Raw genomic sequence first — 15,507 nt, forward strand, 5'->3', positions numbered from 1 at the left:
TACCCCTTCTTTCTGCTAAACCTGTTTTCATGTCCTAGTCAATCCATGTTTCTTTATAAGGATTGCGATTGAAGTCAAAAAGGATATGTATCTGTTCTTCTGTATTGCGTTTCACAGAGAGTTCTGGGAGACTGTTTTCAGTGAAGAACCCGATTTCTGCTGTCTCAATTCCCGTGATTGGTTGTCCTCCAACAATCTCGCATTGGATGAAAACTTTATAATAATGAAACGCCTGGGGTATCGATGAGTAGCGGTTCATATCCATCAACGCCACTAATTTTTTCGGTTGAACTACGTACCCTGACTCTTCTTGTATTTCTTTCACCACATTTTCTGCAGCAGATAATCCGATTTCACAAAAACCACCTGGCAATGCCCATTTGTTGTCGTGTGTTTCTTTCACAAGTAAGATTTGATCGTCCTGAAACACTACGCCCCTAACGTCTATCTTCGGAGTCGGATATCCCTTTTCCTCCATAAAAAGCTCTTGAATTTTTTGCATTTCCGATTCTGAATGAGACGCCATAATTTCTGCACTAATTGCCCGCAATTCCTCATAGCGTTCCCGGTCGAATGCATCGCTTGAAAAAGTCAGTCCTGCCTGTGAAATCGATTGTATTCGTTGTGCCCATTCCAACCATTTGTAGCTCATCTCATTACCTCCTATTAGAGCTGTCTGTCTTAATACTTATCTTGGAATCAATGATAGATTACTCCGCCATTTCTTACCACTAATCGAATGTAAAGAGAGTAGACTGAAGCATTTCGTTGCTACTAGAGGGACCCCCTTCTATAATCTGACCCTTTTTATTTGTTCAAGAGTTAACCTTTCCATTAAATCAGTCCTTTGCTAAAGTTTAGCAATGCTGCAACAAACACAGAAATGATGGGGGGTCATGAATTATGAAAGCTGCGGTGTTCAAGTAAAGCATTACAAGCCAAGTTTCGATCTAATCGGAGTTTGGTTTTTAAATTGGAAACGATGGGAACCTTATGACCTCACTAACGTATAAGTAGAAACAATTTGTGAAAGAAGGTTTTCTATTTGAAGAAAATGCGCAGATGGGACCTCATGTATGTTGTACTAATTTTATTAACTGGACTTGGTATATATAGCGCAATGCATCACCCCATGGAGTATGAGCTCGTAGATTCTTCTAAACTACCCGATCACGTGCAGCGCGGTTTAAAGGAGTCTACAAAACATGACGCATTTAGTACATACCGACACGGGGACCATACGTACATCGTGTATCATTTGAATGATCCTAACGCTTACAGTACACTCGATCTCAAAGCACATAAACGGTTCAGTCAACCGATTATTACAGCCACCATCACCCATGCCGTTGATGATCCTCTCGTAGAGAATGTAAAAGTCATCAAATTAAAAGAGCTCAGTGAAAAGGAATTTGAATTTCAAGTAGTAGATAAACGCTGATTGCATAAAAAATGAATACTAAGCTGAGTCACACCTCACCATACATCATTCATCAACTAGCTCTTTTAAAACTTTTTTCTATGATTTAAGAAGTATTTCGTCACTTAATAATGATGAGTCCGTTTATAGTCAATGGAGTGGATTGCCCCTTCATCGAAACTTAGAACGGAAGCTCCTGGATAATCCGCAATCCCTTCAAGCAACGTTGACTTTCCGTATCTATTTTCTCCAACAAAGTATGTGATTGGATTCGTTAACTCAAGGTCTGCATAACCGGTATGGAGAAAGAATATCCGTTTTTCATGTAGAAGCGTAATCTTGTTTAAAAACACACAAGCACTCCCTCCCTTTGGTGATAGCCTTATAAAATACCTGGAACAAAAAACAAGGTTATGAGCAGGACTAGCACCGTGCAATTCGCAGAATAGACGATTAAATCTTCTGAAGGCCTCACCTTACCGTAGCGCCGAACAACCGATAGGACAAACAGATACAGTAGAGTTAAAAAGTATAGCAGGACTACGTCAATTTTCCATTGCTGATCTAGAGTAATGGATGCAAATACCGTGACTCCCAAAACTACAAATCCAATTAATGAAAGTACAAATACGCCTCCTAAGATAGCAGGAAGAACCCTCCAGATCTTATGCGTGAAAAACTGCGTATTCTTACGCTCTTGCCAATACAATACTGCCGCTGTACTCCATACCGTAACAATGATGCAGATAAATGTAGTCGCAATGGAAGGGTTCATCCAGCTGGGTAGACCTTCAAGCCACTCATGAATTGAAATTATGTAAAAATGCTTGCTTACCAATCCTGCAATCACCACACACAATAGTGCTACTTGATAACCTGTCCACTTTGACAAATGACTCACTCCTTTTCTCCTATTACGAAAGGAAAACGGAAAAGTTTCGGTACACGTAAGATTCTTCTTGGAATCCAGAATAGACCTACCCAGCTTAATTAGCCAGGTAGGTCTATTTTACATATGCGCTGTCTTTCGCTTAACCGGAAGCAGCGCATTCCAACCGACTAGACATCCAACTACAATCACGACTAAATAAATCGGAGTTCCATATGGAATCTTTGACATCAGGATATGGACCCCTACAAAAACTCCTATGAGCAGCATAAGGATAATCTGCTTGGCTGTTCCCGATTGAACGGACTCACCCATTGGAAGTGAAAACGGGAATGTACCCTTAGCCCCTATTGCATAACAGATGACTGCGTAAAGGATAGCTGAAAACAGTACGACAACGAGATCAGGAACAATACGCCAACCGAACAACACCGTGAATATAACTGCCTGCAGGAGATACACCGGTAAGAACAACTGAGCTAAACTGGCTTTTAAAGCCGCTCGATTAACACGGGATACGCTTGTTATCGGAGCGACCGCATAGATCCACGCTCCTTTGAACCTACTTGAATAACTCAGCATCACTGCAAGCGGACCGATGATGAGAAATCCAAAGTAAATCATGAAATACGTATTGGAGGTTATCATGTCTTCCCACGTTCCATCTGATAAAAAGATATATAAAAATAGGAACGGTGCGACAAAGCCAATACCTAACGATGGATACACTTTCAGTTTAAAATCGCGTTCACGCTTCATCAATTGCCACGAAAACCTGAAGCTAGCACGCTCTTCACTATTTTTGCAGAGCACCCACTCCCAGAATTTCATCATCACAGGGTGTTGTTGTTTACCGCCTCTTGCTTCTGACATTAGCTTCTGAAGGTCACGTTCAAACAGTGGCATTTTACGGATGTACATCCAAATCGCAATAATGGGAATGATTAAGGCAACTATTGAGAGCACAATAAGCGGTTTGCTTGTATTGCCCCCTAGCAACCATTCAAAAGGTGCTGCAAACCATAGTGGCGGAATCAGGAAATGCCACCAGCTAAACTCATACGAAATGGTTAGACCTACGAACTCAAACGAGCGAACCAAAACTTGATACCCTACAAAAACACCGACTGACAATAGGATCTGTACGTAATTGATCATATCTTTCAGTCGTTCACCATCGAAAACGCGTAGCATCACCATGTATGTGATCGCAGTAAGTGCAATGATGAGAAGCATTAGAAAAATCATCATCACAAGGAACAATAAGAAGAAAGAAATGCCTTTGGATATAAGGATTACGATTGAAGGAATACCGAGCAATGATATCGCGATCAGTGTCATGTAAATACTGATGTGGACAAGCTTAGCCGCATTCAGCGTTCGATCATCTACTGGTACAGCAGCGAGCAGAATACGATCCCTTACATCCAGTAGCACACTAGAAAAGTCCGCAATAAGAGACGTCATAATCATGAACATCGCAATTCCGAATACAATTCCCATCTGGAGCATCACACTGTCACCAAAGTACAGGAAAGGTATTGTTGCTAGCCCGTATAGCACATACAATCCAAGTGATTTTAGAAACTGGTTGCCTTCTTTCAGTTTCGTTTGTGAAAACACAACAGGAATGCGCCGTTCATCCATTGTCAGTTTCAGCCCGACTATTGTCCGCATTGAAGGGTAGTCAATCCCAAACGTTTGGAAGAGACCTTTAAACACGTCCATTACACGCAACGAACGGAAGTTATCCATCCACTTCACCACCCGTTACGAGTTCTACAAAACGCCTCGCCGTTTGCTGATGTTCATTAAAACCTGTCAGCTGATTAAATAACATTTCCAGAGATCCTGCTTCACCTTGACCTTTTAATTCATCAAATGATCCATCGGCTGCAATTTTTCCGTTGTATAAGAGCACAATTCGATTACTGATTTTCTCTACGACATCCATTATGTGTGAGGAGTAAAAAATCGTTTTTCCACTTGCCGCAAGCATCGCCAAAATATCTTTAACGACCATAACGCTATTGGCGTCGAGTCCACTCAAGGGTTCATCTAAAAATAAAATATCAGGATCATGGAGTAAACTTGAGATGATCAGCACTTTCTGCTTCATGCCTTTTGAGAAGGATGAAATCCGAGTGTGTAGGACATCTTCCAATCCCAGTTCAGTCATGAGCTGCCTGGCTTTGTGTTCCACAACTGTTCTCTGCATCCCATAGAGTTCTCCCACGAACGTCAAATATTCCATGGGTGTCAGCGTATCGTAGATCTCCGCATTCTCCGGCACGTAGCCTATCCTACGTTTAACGTCCTGGTCTTCGTTTCGTAAATCGTTTCCAAAAATCTCGACTGTCCCTTTGTAATCTTGAAGCAGGCCAAGCAAGATTTTCAGTGTCGTACTTTTCCCAGCACCGTTCGGCCCGATGTAACCGATGATTTGCCCTCTAAAGACATCCAGTGATATTCCGTCCAATACACGTTTCCCTGGGAATTCCATTGTAAGGTCTCGCAGTGAAATAATTGGTTCTGTTTGCATTTGGCATTTCCCCCAGCTCTCTTTGTTTGTTTAAGCGTAACAAGGTTCCAGGGAAATTCCAATTGTTTTTTGAATAATAGGGAATATAGAGATAATTTTAAGGGGAGTTTAGCGGGAATGGGTGGGTTGCTCGTGGAAACGGTCGAGTTCGCCCCCGAAATGAGCGGGTTGCTCACGGGAACGGGCGAGTTGCCCCCGAAACGAGCGGGTTGCTCACGGGAACGGGCGAGTTGCCCCCGAAACGAGCGGGTTGCTCGCGGGAACGGGCGAGTTGTCCCCCTAAACGAGCGGGTTGCTCGCCGAAACGGGCGGGTTCGCCCCCGAAACGAGCGCGTTGCTGGCCGAAACGGGCGGGTTCTCACGAATCGAGCGAGTCAGGCATTATATTCAATAAATCAGTTACAGTTACTATATGTGTTAGTTAGAACACTAGGACCAAGCTTATCTGTTTTGGTATTTGAGAGACGTACTTGTACTACCGCATTTTTCATGTCCGCGGTGATTAAGTCAAATCGGCCTGCCCAACTTGGACCATATTCCTCAGGGGTGGGATAAAGCTTGAACCGCCAGCTGATTTCTTCCGGTATATACGCAAATCCTTCATAGCTATCGTAATCGCCATAAGAGGAAGGTTCAGGAAGATGTACAGCAAGGATACTGATATTCGTTCGTGCAAAACTGGGTGGATTTAATTGCACTTTGTATACTAATGCTGCACCTTTTCCGTTCTTAAGTTTTTTATCAACTGGCTCCAAAACCAGACTGCATGGCTCTTTAATTCCATTCGATGACTTGTCTTTTTCTCCAATCAACGCTTGTACCTCTGATGTTTTTTCAAAAGTTACAACAAAAATAGCCATTAAACTGAACATCAGCATCAAAAACACCAAGTGGCCAGCTTTCATCTAATTACACCTACCTATTTTTTAGAGGTAGTATTTGCTTTTAACTGAATGATATGCGCGTGAAATCAAACCTGGCTACCACATGAATCTCATCAAACAGACACATCCCACAGCATGCTAAAATCATTGCTTATATTTTTGTTCATGGGCAAGCAGCCATTCTTTCCGCCACAAGCCACCTGCGTATCCAGTCAGCGTTCCGTTCGATCCGATAATTCGATGACAAGGAATGATAATGCTCAATTTGTTTTTTCCATTAGCCGTACCGACTGCACGCACTGCTTTCTCGTTGCCGATCGAACAGGCGATATCTCGATAAGACGCGGTTTGTGCGTAAGGAATCTCTGTTAGTGCTTGCCAGACGTTTCGTCTAAATTCGGTTCCCTCATTCGTATAAGGAACCGTAAATTCTTTACGCATTCCATTAAAATATTCATCCAGCTCGTTGTAGCAGTCTTTGACTACTTGAAAGGTTGAATCTGTTAGCATTGTCCTGACTACGTCGGAATCCGTAAATAAAATCGAAACAATCGCTTCCTCAGTTCCCACTATTTCAATCACACCAATTGGTGATTGATACTCCACTTTATTCGTGTCAGTCAGACAATGATTGCCATAGATAGAATGTTGCATATGCTTCATAACCTCCCCAATTCTTCGAAACTTCCTTGATTTCCTCTACAGTTGGCTTACGTTCAAGTTTCAGCTCGCGTTTTAGTGCATTTTGAAGACCGACATCAGCAATAGGAAACGCAGAGGCGTGATGTAAACATTTCATCATTACATAGTTTGCACTCCAAGCTCCTATCCCTCGCAGACTCAGTAACGTCTCTGTCATTTGCTGAACGTCTTTCTGTAGCAACATCTGTTTTGTTAATTGACCATTCGCTATAGTCTTTGCGATGTCAATAATATATTCAGCCTTTCTTCTTGTAAATTGAAGGTCAATTAGGTGCTGTACTTGTAAGTTTGAGATAACGTCTGGCGATGGGAATAGCCAGTATGTGGTACCCTCAAAAGTCAAACTTTCCCCAAAGCGTTCTACAAAACGCTTCTTCAACATATATGCAAATGTTAAATTGATTTGCTGACCGATAACAGCCCAGGTAAGTGCTTCAAACAAGTCTGGAATCCCTATGATTCTCAACCCGAAATAAGCCGGCACAACCTCATGTAATACTTTATCTTCTAACGACAACAAATAAAAATTACGTAAGTCACGATCCAGATCAAACCATTCCCTGATATAGGCTGCAACTGCTTCGTGAACATTCTTGTTGTGTACATTGCGTAGCAAATGTACTAATAGGACATGGGATTGGTAGCTGATTTTACACAACACAAGTTCCTGATCGATGTTGATCAGTTTATATAAAAAGCCATCTCTAACTTGGTGCATCACCTCTTGCTCAGACCTCGTTAAAAACACTAAACATTGTTCGAAATTGAATTCGTTGGGCAGTGAAATTTTTATAATTGACTGTTGTATAGTCTGATCCATAGTAATCGCTCCTTACAGTTCTTGCCGACGGTACTCACTTGGGGAACAATTAGTAACCTTGCGAAATGACTTATAGAAACTCGACGGACTCTGAAAACCGACATCATAACAAATGTCTAGAGTTTTTAGATTTGAATGAATCAGCAGATGAGCTGCTTTATCCACTCTAATTTTTTCCAAATAGGTGCGTGGTGTCTCGGAGGTTTCTTGTTGGAATAATCGTTCGAGATGAAAAGGGCTGATTCCTACATGATTTGCAATATGTTGTAAAGTCAGCTTTTGTTTATAATGATTGACTAAAAAAGCAGTTACGTTTTTAACAATCTCTGTGTGAGGAGAATGCTCAACTTCCGGTTTGCATCTTTTACATGCTCGGAATCCGGCTGCTTCAACTTCCTTGATGTCGTGGTAGAACGCTACATTTATTTTTTTTGGCTTTCTTGATTTACAGAAGGGCCTGCAGTAAATTTTAGTTGTCTTTACAGCTGTATAAAATAGCCCGTCGTATGTTTGATCACACGCTATTATTTTTTCCCACATTTCTTCAAAAGAAAGATTACTCTGTGTCACTTTTGAATCCCCCACTTCTTGCGTTAGTGCTTATATAACAATTCTGTATCCATATCTGTTAATAACTGCGTTGCATTGTTTTCGATATATGCAATGACTTGGTCTGAGAACGCATTCCCGAAACTGAACCGCTTCACACCTACTTCTTTTAGTTTCTCACAATTCGTTAACCCGGGTACAGATAATACATTCAAAGGTGCTTTTACGGTACTTGAGACTTCTTTGATTTCATCTTTATTTACTAAACCAGGTACAAATATTCCACTAGCTCCACTTTCTACGTACGCGGTTGCCCGTTCAATCGTCTCTGATAAGGCAAAATCCCTTTGTAAATAAGTATCCGTTCGCGCATTAATAAAAAAGTTTTTGAAACCGTTTTGATCGAGTACAGTCCTCATTTTAGTTAGGAGTCGACAGTGATCTTTAATTTCTCTTAAGCCGTTTTTTGTTTTCAATGAATCCTCTATATTAATGCCTGCTACCCCTACATTTGCAGTCTGTAATACATGCTGAATAATGGTATCCTCCGCTTCGCTATATCCTGCTTCAATATCTGCAGAAACGGGGACATTAATATTTTCTGTAATCGCTTGGATAATCGCTAAATGTTTTTCAAAGGGAATGCGTTCTCCATCTGGAAATCCCAACGTATTTGCAATCCCCCAACTTGTAGTCCCAATTGCTTTAAATCCTGACTTCTCTAGAAGTAATGCCGATAGAAGATCCCAAGCGTTTCCTAAGAACAAGAGATCGGACGATGTATGAAGTTCGTTGAATTCTTGAATTTTGTTCATGTGTTTTCCCCCTAGTTGTGATGAAACTTATATTACTAGGTGTATTCAATCAATTCGTCTTCATTCTTGCTCTTATGGTCTACAGACATAAAAAGGAGGTGGTGTTCGCAACTTGTGGCTAACAACTATTCAACCTGGTTTGTTTGTGGGGGATCTTCATTATTCCAAAAGTATAAAACAAACAAAAAAACGCACCCTACCAAAAAGGAGTGATGCGTTTTGATGATTAAAATTGCGATTGCTATCGGACTTTTCATCGTCTCTTATTCACCTCATGCACCAATTGCTAAGGTGGTACAAGAAGATGCTCCAGCCTACGCGAAGTGGTCGAGACTAGCCATTAAGCAAACCCAATCAGAGTATCCGAAAGCCAGTATCATTGACTACTTGTATATGGGAAGCGCCGCGAATAATGGCTTCACTGTCGCCACGTTCCGTCTCTGGCTACGCGAAGGACAACGGGAATACGGCGTCGTCGTTCGAGTTACGTATGTAACAGAAACTGAAAAACTGGAAAGTGTAAAGTTTCACGAGATCGTACCACCTGGATGAAGTAAAAAGTAATAAATTTCTCTTTTCAGTTTCCGTAATTTGAAGCAGGCTTACCCATTGACTCTCGCAACAGTCATCCCGTCACCTATTGGAATTAGGAGCGATTCCAGCTGAGGGTGATTAGCTACTGTTTCATTGAAATGCTTCATGAATTCCGTATAGCGTTTTGGTTTTTCGTCTGGATCCACGATACGACCTCCTGCAAGTACGTTATCCATTACAACCAGCGCACCTGGTTCGGCTAATTGAAGGCAGCTGTTCAAGTAGTTTTCGTAGTTTTCTTTGTCCGCGTCTATGAAGAAGAAGTCAAAGCGTTTTTGTTCGTTAATAAGTTCTTCTATCGTGTGTAGGGCTGGACCCGTCCGGTAAGAAACTTGATGACCAAAACCTGCTTTGGATAAATTCTCATTTGCGAGGTTTGCGTACCTTTCTTCTAATTCAAGTGACATTAAAGAACCCTCATCACCGAATCCCCTAGCAAGGCAGATGCCACTATAGCCGCCTAATGCCCCTATTTCCAGAACTTTTTTTGCTCCAGAAATAGACACAAGCATTGTCAAAAGCTTACCGGACGAAGGGGAAACTGAAATAGACGGCATTCCGTTTTCTTGTATAGAAGTAATTACATTTTCAAGCAACGGATCCTCCTTAGTAAATACGGAGTCAATGTAGTGATTAATCAACTTCACTTAAATTCCTCCCTCTTGTATCTTCTTTAGCATCGGCCATTGTTTCGTCCTCTTGAATTTCAAACAGTTGAGTGAATTCGTCCGTCATCATGTCAATCGCCTTCAGTTCTCCGATAAGTATTTGCTGGATTGATTGGAACTCTGGCTGATCCAATTGCTGCTTAATCGTCGCTCGTTTCCTTTTCAGCATTTCAGCAAACGCAATTGCTTTTCCGCGACGAAATGTCTTAGCACCGCCATGATGTCCTCCTCTATGACGTCCCCCTCGTTGTCTTCCCTCTTTATGAAAATCAGCAGATGATTCTTCTTTCACAACACTCACTCCTTCCCATTCGATAAATAAATTATATCACCAATTGTATACAAACGTATACAAAAACACGAATAACCCTGAGATAGATCCATTTCAATTCTTCTTTCTGTACATCTTACTTCCCCCCGTCTACAGTCTGTCAGCAATTGAATACACTGGATGCAGTATCTCTAAAAATGAAAAAAACTCTTGCAGGGAGGCTTCTAGAAGAAACCCTGCAAGAGTTTTTTATTGGATCACTTATGATTATTCATCAATAATAGTTTGTTCTTCTGTCTCTACAATTTCTACAACTGGAAGTTCATTATTTAGCTTCAATGACTTCGCAGTTGATGCTTTCACATCACGAAGCATTTCTGGATGTTCTACCAAGGCCGTACCGTATGAAGGAATCATCTCTTTGAATTTCGCTTCCCATTCATTTTTACGCTCTGGGAAACACGTGTTTAGGAGATTGATCATGACGTGAACAGCTGTTGATGCTCCTGGTGACGCCCCTAGCAATGCAGCGATCGAGCCATCGGCTGCGTTGACCAATTCAGTTCCGAATTGTAGTGTTCCTTTTCCGCCCGCCTCTGTCTCTTTGATGACTTGTACGCGCTGACCCGCTACAACAACATCCCACTCATCGACCTTAGCATTCGGGATGAATGCACGTAACTCTTCAACTTGCTGTTCCTTCGAAAGCATAAGCTGTTGAACAAGATACTTCGTCAGCGACATCTCTTTCATACCTGCAGATAACATATTGACGACGTTGTTCGGCTTGACAGACGAAAGTAAGTCCATCATAGAACCTGTTTTCAAAAACTTCGGTGAGAAGCCCGCAAACGGTCCGAACAGCAAAGATTTTTGGTTGTCAATATAACGCGTGTCCAAGTGAGGGACAGACATCGGCGGTGCACCGACTGAAGCTTTCCCATATACTTTCGCGTAATGCTTTTCTGCAACTTCAGGGTTGTTACATACTAAAAACAGACCGCTAACCGGGAAGCCGCCGATTCCTTTCCCTTCAGGAATACCTGACTTCTGCAGCAAGTGAAGGCTTCCACCGCCACCACCGATGAAAACAAACTTCGCCGTGTGACGTTCGATTTCCCCGCTTACCAAATTGCGAACTTTCAGCTCCCAACGTCCATCGCTCTTCTGCTTCAATCCCTCTACACTACGTTGGTATTGAAGAACGACATTTTCACGTTGTAGATGATCGAATAACATGTTTGTAAGCGCACCGAAATTGACATCAGTTCCAGCATCGATTTTCGAAACCGCTATTGGCTCCGTAGATGTCCGGTCTTCCATCATAAGAGGTACCCATTCTTTTAACGTTTCCCGATCTTCTGTATATTCCATATCTTGAAACAGTGGGTTTTGCTTCATCGTTTCATAGCGTTTCTTTAAAAACGTTACATTGTCCTTACCTTGCACATAACTCATGTGTGGGAGTGGACGGATGAAGTCTTCGGGATTTTGAATTCTTCCGTTCTCTACTAAAAATGACCAGAACTGCTTAGATACTTGAAACTGTTCGTTGATTTTAATCGCTTTGCTAATATCAATGGAACCGTCTGCCTTTTCCGTCGTATAGTTCAGTTCACATAATGCTGCGTGACCTGTACCGGCATTATTCCATTCATTCGAACTCTCTTCCCCTGCACGGTTAAGCTTTTCAAACACGGTGATATTCCACTCTGGAGCTACCTCTTTCAGCATCGCTCCGAGCGTGGCACTCATAATGCCGGCGCCTATTAAAATAACGTCTGTATTCGTATCTCTGTTGCTCATTTGACCCATCCTTACACACTGAATTTGCAAAAAAAATGAAGGCTTTCATACCGGCACCTTTTTTGTCTAGTTGTTCCCTGATTAAATCTATACGATTGGATTGATTAATAAACGTGATATACCCTACCAATTATAGACTAATTCAAAGAGATACAAAAGAGAGATGTTTGGAATATCCACTGAATTCCCTATACGCAGAAATTCAAATACAAAATCCGCATTATATATAGAAGAAGACATTAAGTACTCGTCATCTACTTACTCGGAGTGTAATAGAGGACTGATTGTAGTTTATTTATTATGAATAAAAACTGTACGCCCTTTATTTTCTAAGGTGACGTGCAGTTTTTTGAGTTTGCTCAAACCAGCTTATACATGAAGTGTCATGATTGAAGACACTAAAGAATAGTCTTGTGAATGAGATGAGTCAACCTTCGTCTACATCTAAAGGCTGAGACAGATTCAGACTTATAGACGTCTGAACTTTCCGAATTCAATGCTATGGTGTATATAGTAAAAATCTAAAGGAGGTTTGGCGTTGCATATTTTAGAATATATCGTTAGAAAGAAAGTATTGGTAGGTCTGTTATCTGTTTTGGTTATCGCTCTTGGAGGACTCGCTGTTTTTCAATTGGATAAGGAAATAATGCCCTCTATCGGAATGGATGGTGCTTATGTCAACGTCGACGCTGGTGAACTATCCGCGGTTGACGTTGAGCGGACGATTACCACTCCACTTGAACAAAAGATCCAGGCAATTGAAGGCGTACAAGAAATTCAATCCAAAACCCAACGAGGCGATAGCACTTTACAGATCACATTTGAACGCGGACAGGGAGAAGAATTATCCAAAGAAGTCCATCAAGTCGTGACCGAACTAAAAGCGGCTCATCCGGAGATTAAAGAAATCTCTTCAAGTCAGTATGGTGTGAACCAAGGCTATGAGTTCTATATGGACGTGACCGGTGGAGATGTGGACGTAATGTCTCATTTCGCAAAAGAGGTCTTAAAGCCGCGACTTGATGGCTTGAGTGAAGTCGCTGATGTGAATTTGTCAGGAATGCCCGAGTCTGAAGTAGCCATTCAGTTTAAGCGCGATGAACTAGTAAAACACAAGTTGGATATTTCTCAAGTAACTAGCATGATCTCTCAAGCGAATTCTGATGCGACACTCGGAGAATTGACAGATGGGAAAGATCCAGTAACTGTTAGATGGAATACAAAGTTGGATAGCCTGGCGTCCATTGAACAACTCGAAATTCCGACATCCACCGGAACAATCCTTTTGGATGACATTGCAACGGTTTCCTTAGTACCTCTTGAAAATTCATCATTCGTTTGGAAAAATGGCACGCGAGATTTAGTGTTCGTGCAAATTAGTCGCGCTGCTAATGTAAACCAAATCGACATGGCAAAAGCAGTTCGTGCGGAAGTAGAAAAGATCCGAGAAGAGGGTCTTATTGAAGGCTTCACCTTGAACGAAATGGTTGCTCAGGCAGACTTTGTTCAGGAGTCGATTACAGGTGTTTCGGTCAATATTTTAATAGGAAGTATTGTTGCAATTGCTATTCTACTGGTTTTTCTGCGCAACATTCGTGCAACACTCATTATCGGGGTATCCATCCCCACTTCGGTTCTTCTCACTTTTTTAACCGTCCACCTATTAGGTTATAGTCTTAATATGTTGACCCTTATTGGGTTAGGATTAGGAATTGGAATGATGGTGGATTCATCTATTGTGATCCTGGAATCGATTTACCGGCAGAGAGAGCTCGGACTCGGAAATATGGAATCTGTTCTTACTGGAACGAAAGAAGTCGCTGGCGCGGTTTTTGCTTCCATGTTGACGACAATCGTGGTGTTCTTGCCTATCGGATTCATTGGTGGAGATCTTGGTCGGCTCATGATTATTTTATCAATCGTCGTTGCCGTTACCTTAATCAGTTCCGTCATTGTCGCTTTTACAGTTATACCTACCTTATCCGAAAAGTTCTTACGGTTCAAAAAGAGGGATACGGCCTCTAAGGAAGGTTTCACTACGAAAAGGTACAATGCAACCATTTCATGGATCGTTCGAAAAAAGAAACACAGTATTCTCGTCATTGCTTTGTTTTTTGCACTCTTCGTCGGCTCTCTCTTCTTAGTACCTAAAATTCCGATGACCGTGATGCCAGACATTTTCAACAGATATACAGAAATCGTGATCGGACTGGAATCGGGTATTGATGCGCAAGAAAAAGAAGAAGTGATTGCTGCTGTGAATGAACGCCTGGAAGGCATTCAGGATATTGAATCTAGTTATCTCTTGGACACAGATGGCTTACTCGTTGGAATCATTAATATGACGAAAGGCGATAACATTCACAAAGGACAAAAAGAAGTTAATGAAGAAATTTTGAAAAGCATACGTGAATTGGTGCCTTCCACACCAATTAATAGTGTTCAAAGTGCTATGGATGGTTTGGCGGGTTCCCCCGTTCAAGTGATTATTAAAGGAGAAGACTTTGACACCTTACAAACCCTATCCAATGAGTTTAAACAAAAGCTTGATGCTGTTGAAGGAATTGTAGGAATTACGGATCCCCTACAGCATGCTTCACCTGAGCAAATCATTGTATTGAAGGAAAAAGAAATCCGGGATGCAGGGTTGTCCACGCTTCAAGTGAAACAATTCCTTGAAGAGACCTTTGTTAATAGGCCAATCGGACAAATCACTATTGAGGAGCAAACAGTTCCATTAATCGCAAGTTGGGACTCAAAAACTACTACTTCAGATGCTTTGCTCCATTTAACGATTCCGACGACAAAAGGCGAAAAGAAATTGTCCACCTTCATAGATTTAAAAACGGTCCAGACACCAAACGAAATTATGCATAAAGATGGTGAGCGTTATATTACGGTATCTGCAGATATTGAAGGACGGGATTTAGGAGCCATCAATCGTGATATTCAAAAGGCTTTGAAGGATTTCAAAGTGCCTAATGGATATGCAGTTGGAATCGCAGGCGATATCGAGCAGCAACAAGATCTGATGATGGAAATGATAGTTGTATTGGCTATTGCGTTATTTCTGGTGTACTTTGTCATGGCCGTGCAATTCAATCACTTAGGGCATCCCTTCATCGTCATGTCTATCATCCCAATGGCAATTATCGGAGTCATTTTCGGGTTGGTTGTCACACAAAGAGAACTGAATCTCTTGTCGGGTATGGGTGTCATCATGCTCATTGGTATCGTTTTAAACAATGCGATTTTACTCATTGACCGGACCAACCAGCTACGTGCAGAGGGTCAATCCGTTGAAGAAGCACTCGTTGCAGCTGGGAAACAACGGATCCGTCCTATCCTTATGACCACGTTAACAACAGTTGGTGGAATGTTGCCTCTTGCACTCGCATCTGGTGTATCAGGGAACTACCAAGCACCTCTTGCAACAGTACTCATTTCGGGATTACTATTTGCGACCGTTATTACATTGTTGCTGATTCCTTCGGTGTATCGAGTGTTTACTGTTAGCAAAACGAAAACAGAAATTTAATGAAATTAA

At 41.7% G+C, this 15,507-nt stretch carries 16 protein-coding genes; 3 read left to right on the plus strand and 13 right to left on the minus strand.

The window, feature by feature from the left end:
- Nucleotides 1-34 precede the first annotated feature (34 nt).
- The gene (locus tag N693_RS0107545) at nt 35-652 is read right to left on the minus strand and encodes an NUDIX hydrolase (RefSeq protein ID WP_025784188.1); all 618 of its coding nucleotides are present in this window, start codon (nt 650-652) and stop codon (nt 35-37) included.
- 393 nt (nt 653-1,045) lie between these two features.
- Between N693_RS0107545 and N693_RS0107550 the strand changes: the two genes are divergently transcribed.
- Nucleotides 1,046-1,441 carry a hypothetical protein gene (locus tag N693_RS0107550; RefSeq protein WP_025784189.1) on the plus strand — a complete coding sequence of 132 codons (396 nt, stop codon included), beginning with the start codon at nt 1,046-1,048 and terminating at the stop codon, nt 1,439-1,441.
- A gap of 104 nt (nt 1,442-1,545) precedes the next feature.
- Here the strand turns inward: N693_RS0107550 and N693_RS20450 are convergent, their stop codons facing one another.
- From N693_RS20450 to N693_RS0107595, 9 genes are all read right to left on the minus strand, one after another.
- The gene (locus N693_RS20450; protein WP_025784190.1) at nt 1,546-1,773 is read right to left on the minus strand and encodes a hypothetical protein; all 228 of its coding nucleotides are present in this window, start codon (nt 1,771-1,773) and stop codon (nt 1,546-1,548) included.
- 29 nt (nt 1,774-1,802) lie between these two features.
- A complete protein-coding gene (locus N693_RS0107560; protein ID WP_025784191.1) occupies nt 1,803-2,312 on the minus strand; it encodes a hypothetical protein in 510 nt (169 codons plus the stop codon).
- Nucleotides 2,313-2,429: 117 nt separating this feature from the next.
- Nucleotides 2,430-4,064 (minus strand): hypothetical protein, encoded by a 1,635-nt coding sequence (locus N693_RS0107565; protein ID WP_025784192.1) that lies wholly within the window; start codon nt 4,062-4,064, stop codon nt 2,430-2,432.
- Nucleotides 4,057-4,851 carry an ABC transporter ATP-binding protein gene (locus tag N693_RS0107570; RefSeq protein WP_025784193.1) on the minus strand — a complete coding sequence of 265 codons (795 nt, stop codon included), beginning with the start codon at nt 4,849-4,851 and terminating at the stop codon, nt 4,057-4,059. Before N693_RS0107570 ends, N693_RS0107565 begins: the two co-directional genes overlap by 8 nt.
- A gap of 395 nt (nt 4,852-5,246) precedes the next feature.
- Nucleotides 5,247-5,756 carry a hypothetical protein gene (locus N693_RS0107575; RefSeq protein ID WP_156028883.1) on the minus strand — a complete coding sequence of 170 codons (510 nt, stop codon included), beginning with the start codon at nt 5,754-5,756 and terminating at the stop codon, nt 5,247-5,249.
- Between the two features lie 123 nt (nt 5,757-5,879).
- Nucleotides 5,880-6,389, minus strand: a complete 510-nt coding sequence (locus N693_RS0107580) for a methylated-DNA--[protein]-cysteine S-methyltransferase (RefSeq protein WP_051508703.1) — start codon at nt 6,387-6,389, stop codon at nt 5,880-5,882.
- Nucleotides 6,352-7,257 carry a DNA-3-methyladenine glycosylase gene (locus N693_RS0107585; protein WP_025784196.1) on the minus strand — a complete coding sequence of 302 codons (906 nt, stop codon included), beginning with the start codon at nt 7,255-7,257 and terminating at the stop codon, nt 6,352-6,354. The genes N693_RS0107580 and N693_RS0107585 overlap by 38 nt, the downstream gene beginning before the upstream one ends.
- Before the next feature lie 12 nt (nt 7,258-7,269).
- Nucleotides 7,270-7,797 carry a bifunctional transcriptional activator/DNA repair enzyme AdaA gene (locus N693_RS0107590; protein WP_037592955.1) on the minus strand — a complete coding sequence of 176 codons (528 nt, stop codon included), beginning with the start codon at nt 7,795-7,797 and terminating at the stop codon, nt 7,270-7,272.
- A gap of 53 nt (nt 7,798-7,850) precedes the next feature.
- Nucleotides 7,851-8,621 (minus strand): isocitrate lyase/phosphoenolpyruvate mutase family protein, encoded by a 771-nt coding sequence (locus N693_RS0107595; protein ID WP_025784198.1) that lies wholly within the window; start codon nt 8,619-8,621, stop codon nt 7,851-7,853.
- 222 nt (nt 8,622-8,843) lie between these two features.
- Between N693_RS0107595 and N693_RS0107605 the strand changes: the two genes are divergently transcribed.
- Nucleotides 8,844-9,173 carry a DUF3889 domain-containing protein gene (locus N693_RS0107605; protein ID WP_025784199.1) on the plus strand — a complete coding sequence of 110 codons (330 nt, stop codon included), beginning with the start codon at nt 8,844-8,846 and terminating at the stop codon, nt 9,171-9,173.
- Between the two features lie 50 nt (nt 9,174-9,223).
- On the opposite strand, the gene N693_RS0107610 is transcribed toward N693_RS0107605, so the two are convergent.
- The 3 genes from N693_RS0107610 to N693_RS0107620 form a co-directional block, all read right to left on the minus strand.
- A complete protein-coding gene (locus tag N693_RS0107610; protein ID WP_025784200.1) occupies nt 9,224-9,862 on the minus strand; it encodes an O-methyltransferase in 639 nt (212 codons plus the stop codon).
- Nucleotides 9,849-10,175 carry a hypothetical protein gene (locus N693_RS0107615; protein WP_025784201.1) on the minus strand — a complete coding sequence of 109 codons (327 nt, stop codon included), beginning with the start codon at nt 10,173-10,175 and terminating at the stop codon, nt 9,849-9,851. Before N693_RS0107615 ends, N693_RS0107610 begins: the two co-directional genes overlap by 14 nt.
- 246 nt (nt 10,176-10,421) lie before the next feature.
- Entirely contained in the window at nt 10,422-11,960 is a 1,539-nt protein-coding gene (locus tag N693_RS0107620; RefSeq protein ID WP_025784202.1) for a malate:quinone oxidoreductase, read from the minus strand.
- 538 nt (nt 11,961-12,498) lie between these two features.
- Here N693_RS0107620 and N693_RS0107625 point away from each other — a divergent pair.
- On the plus strand, nt 12,499-15,498 hold the full coding sequence (locus N693_RS0107625) for an efflux RND transporter permease subunit (RefSeq protein WP_025784203.1): 3,000 nt from the start codon (nt 12,499-12,501) through the stop codon (nt 15,496-15,498).
- The last annotated feature ends 9 nt before the right edge of the window (nt 15,499-15,507 follow it).

The organism is Sporosarcina sp. D27 (assembly GCF_000586555.1).
In the GTDB taxonomy this organism is placed as follows: Bacteria; Bacillota; Bacilli; order Bacillales_A; family Planococcaceae; genus Sporosarcina.

Excerpts from the sequence above, each read along its gene's own strand:
- N693_RS0107565 (WP_025784192.1), bottom strand. The coding sequence starts at position 4,064 with ATGGATAACTTCCGTTCGTTGCGTGTAATGGACGTGTTTAAAGGTCTC.
- N693_RS0107590 (WP_037592955.1), bottom strand. The coding sequence starts at position 7,797 with ATGTGGGAAAAAATAATAGCGTGTGATCAAACATACGACGGGCTATTT.
- N693_RS0107595 (WP_025784198.1), bottom strand. The coding sequence starts at position 8,621 with ATGAACAAAATTCAAGAATTCAACGAACTTCATACATCGTCCGATCTC.
- N693_RS0107620 (WP_025784202.1), bottom strand. The coding sequence starts at position 11,960 with ATGAGCAACAGAGATACGAATACAGACGTTATTTTAATAGGCGCCGGC.
- N693_RS0107545 (WP_025784188.1), bottom strand. The coding sequence starts at position 652 with ATGAGCTACAAATGGTTGGAATGGGCACAACGAATACAATCGATTTCA.
- N693_RS0107585 (WP_025784196.1), bottom strand. The coding sequence starts at position 7,257 with ATGGATCAGACTATACAACAGTCAATTATAAAAATTTCACTGCCCAAC.
- N693_RS0107575 (WP_156028883.1), bottom strand. The coding sequence starts at position 5,756 with ATGAAAGCTGGCCACTTGGTGTTTTTGATGCTGATGTTCAGTTTAATG.
- N693_RS0107570 (WP_025784193.1), bottom strand. The coding sequence starts at position 4,851 with ATGCAAACAGAACCAATTATTTCACTGCGAGACCTTACAATGGAATTC.
- N693_RS0107605 (WP_025784199.1), top strand. The coding sequence starts at position 8,844 with ATGATTAAAATTGCGATTGCTATCGGACTTTTCATCGTCTCTTATTCA.
- N693_RS0107580 (WP_051508703.1), bottom strand. The coding sequence starts at position 6,389 with ATGCAACATTCTATCTATGGCAATCATTGTCTGACTGACACGAATAAA.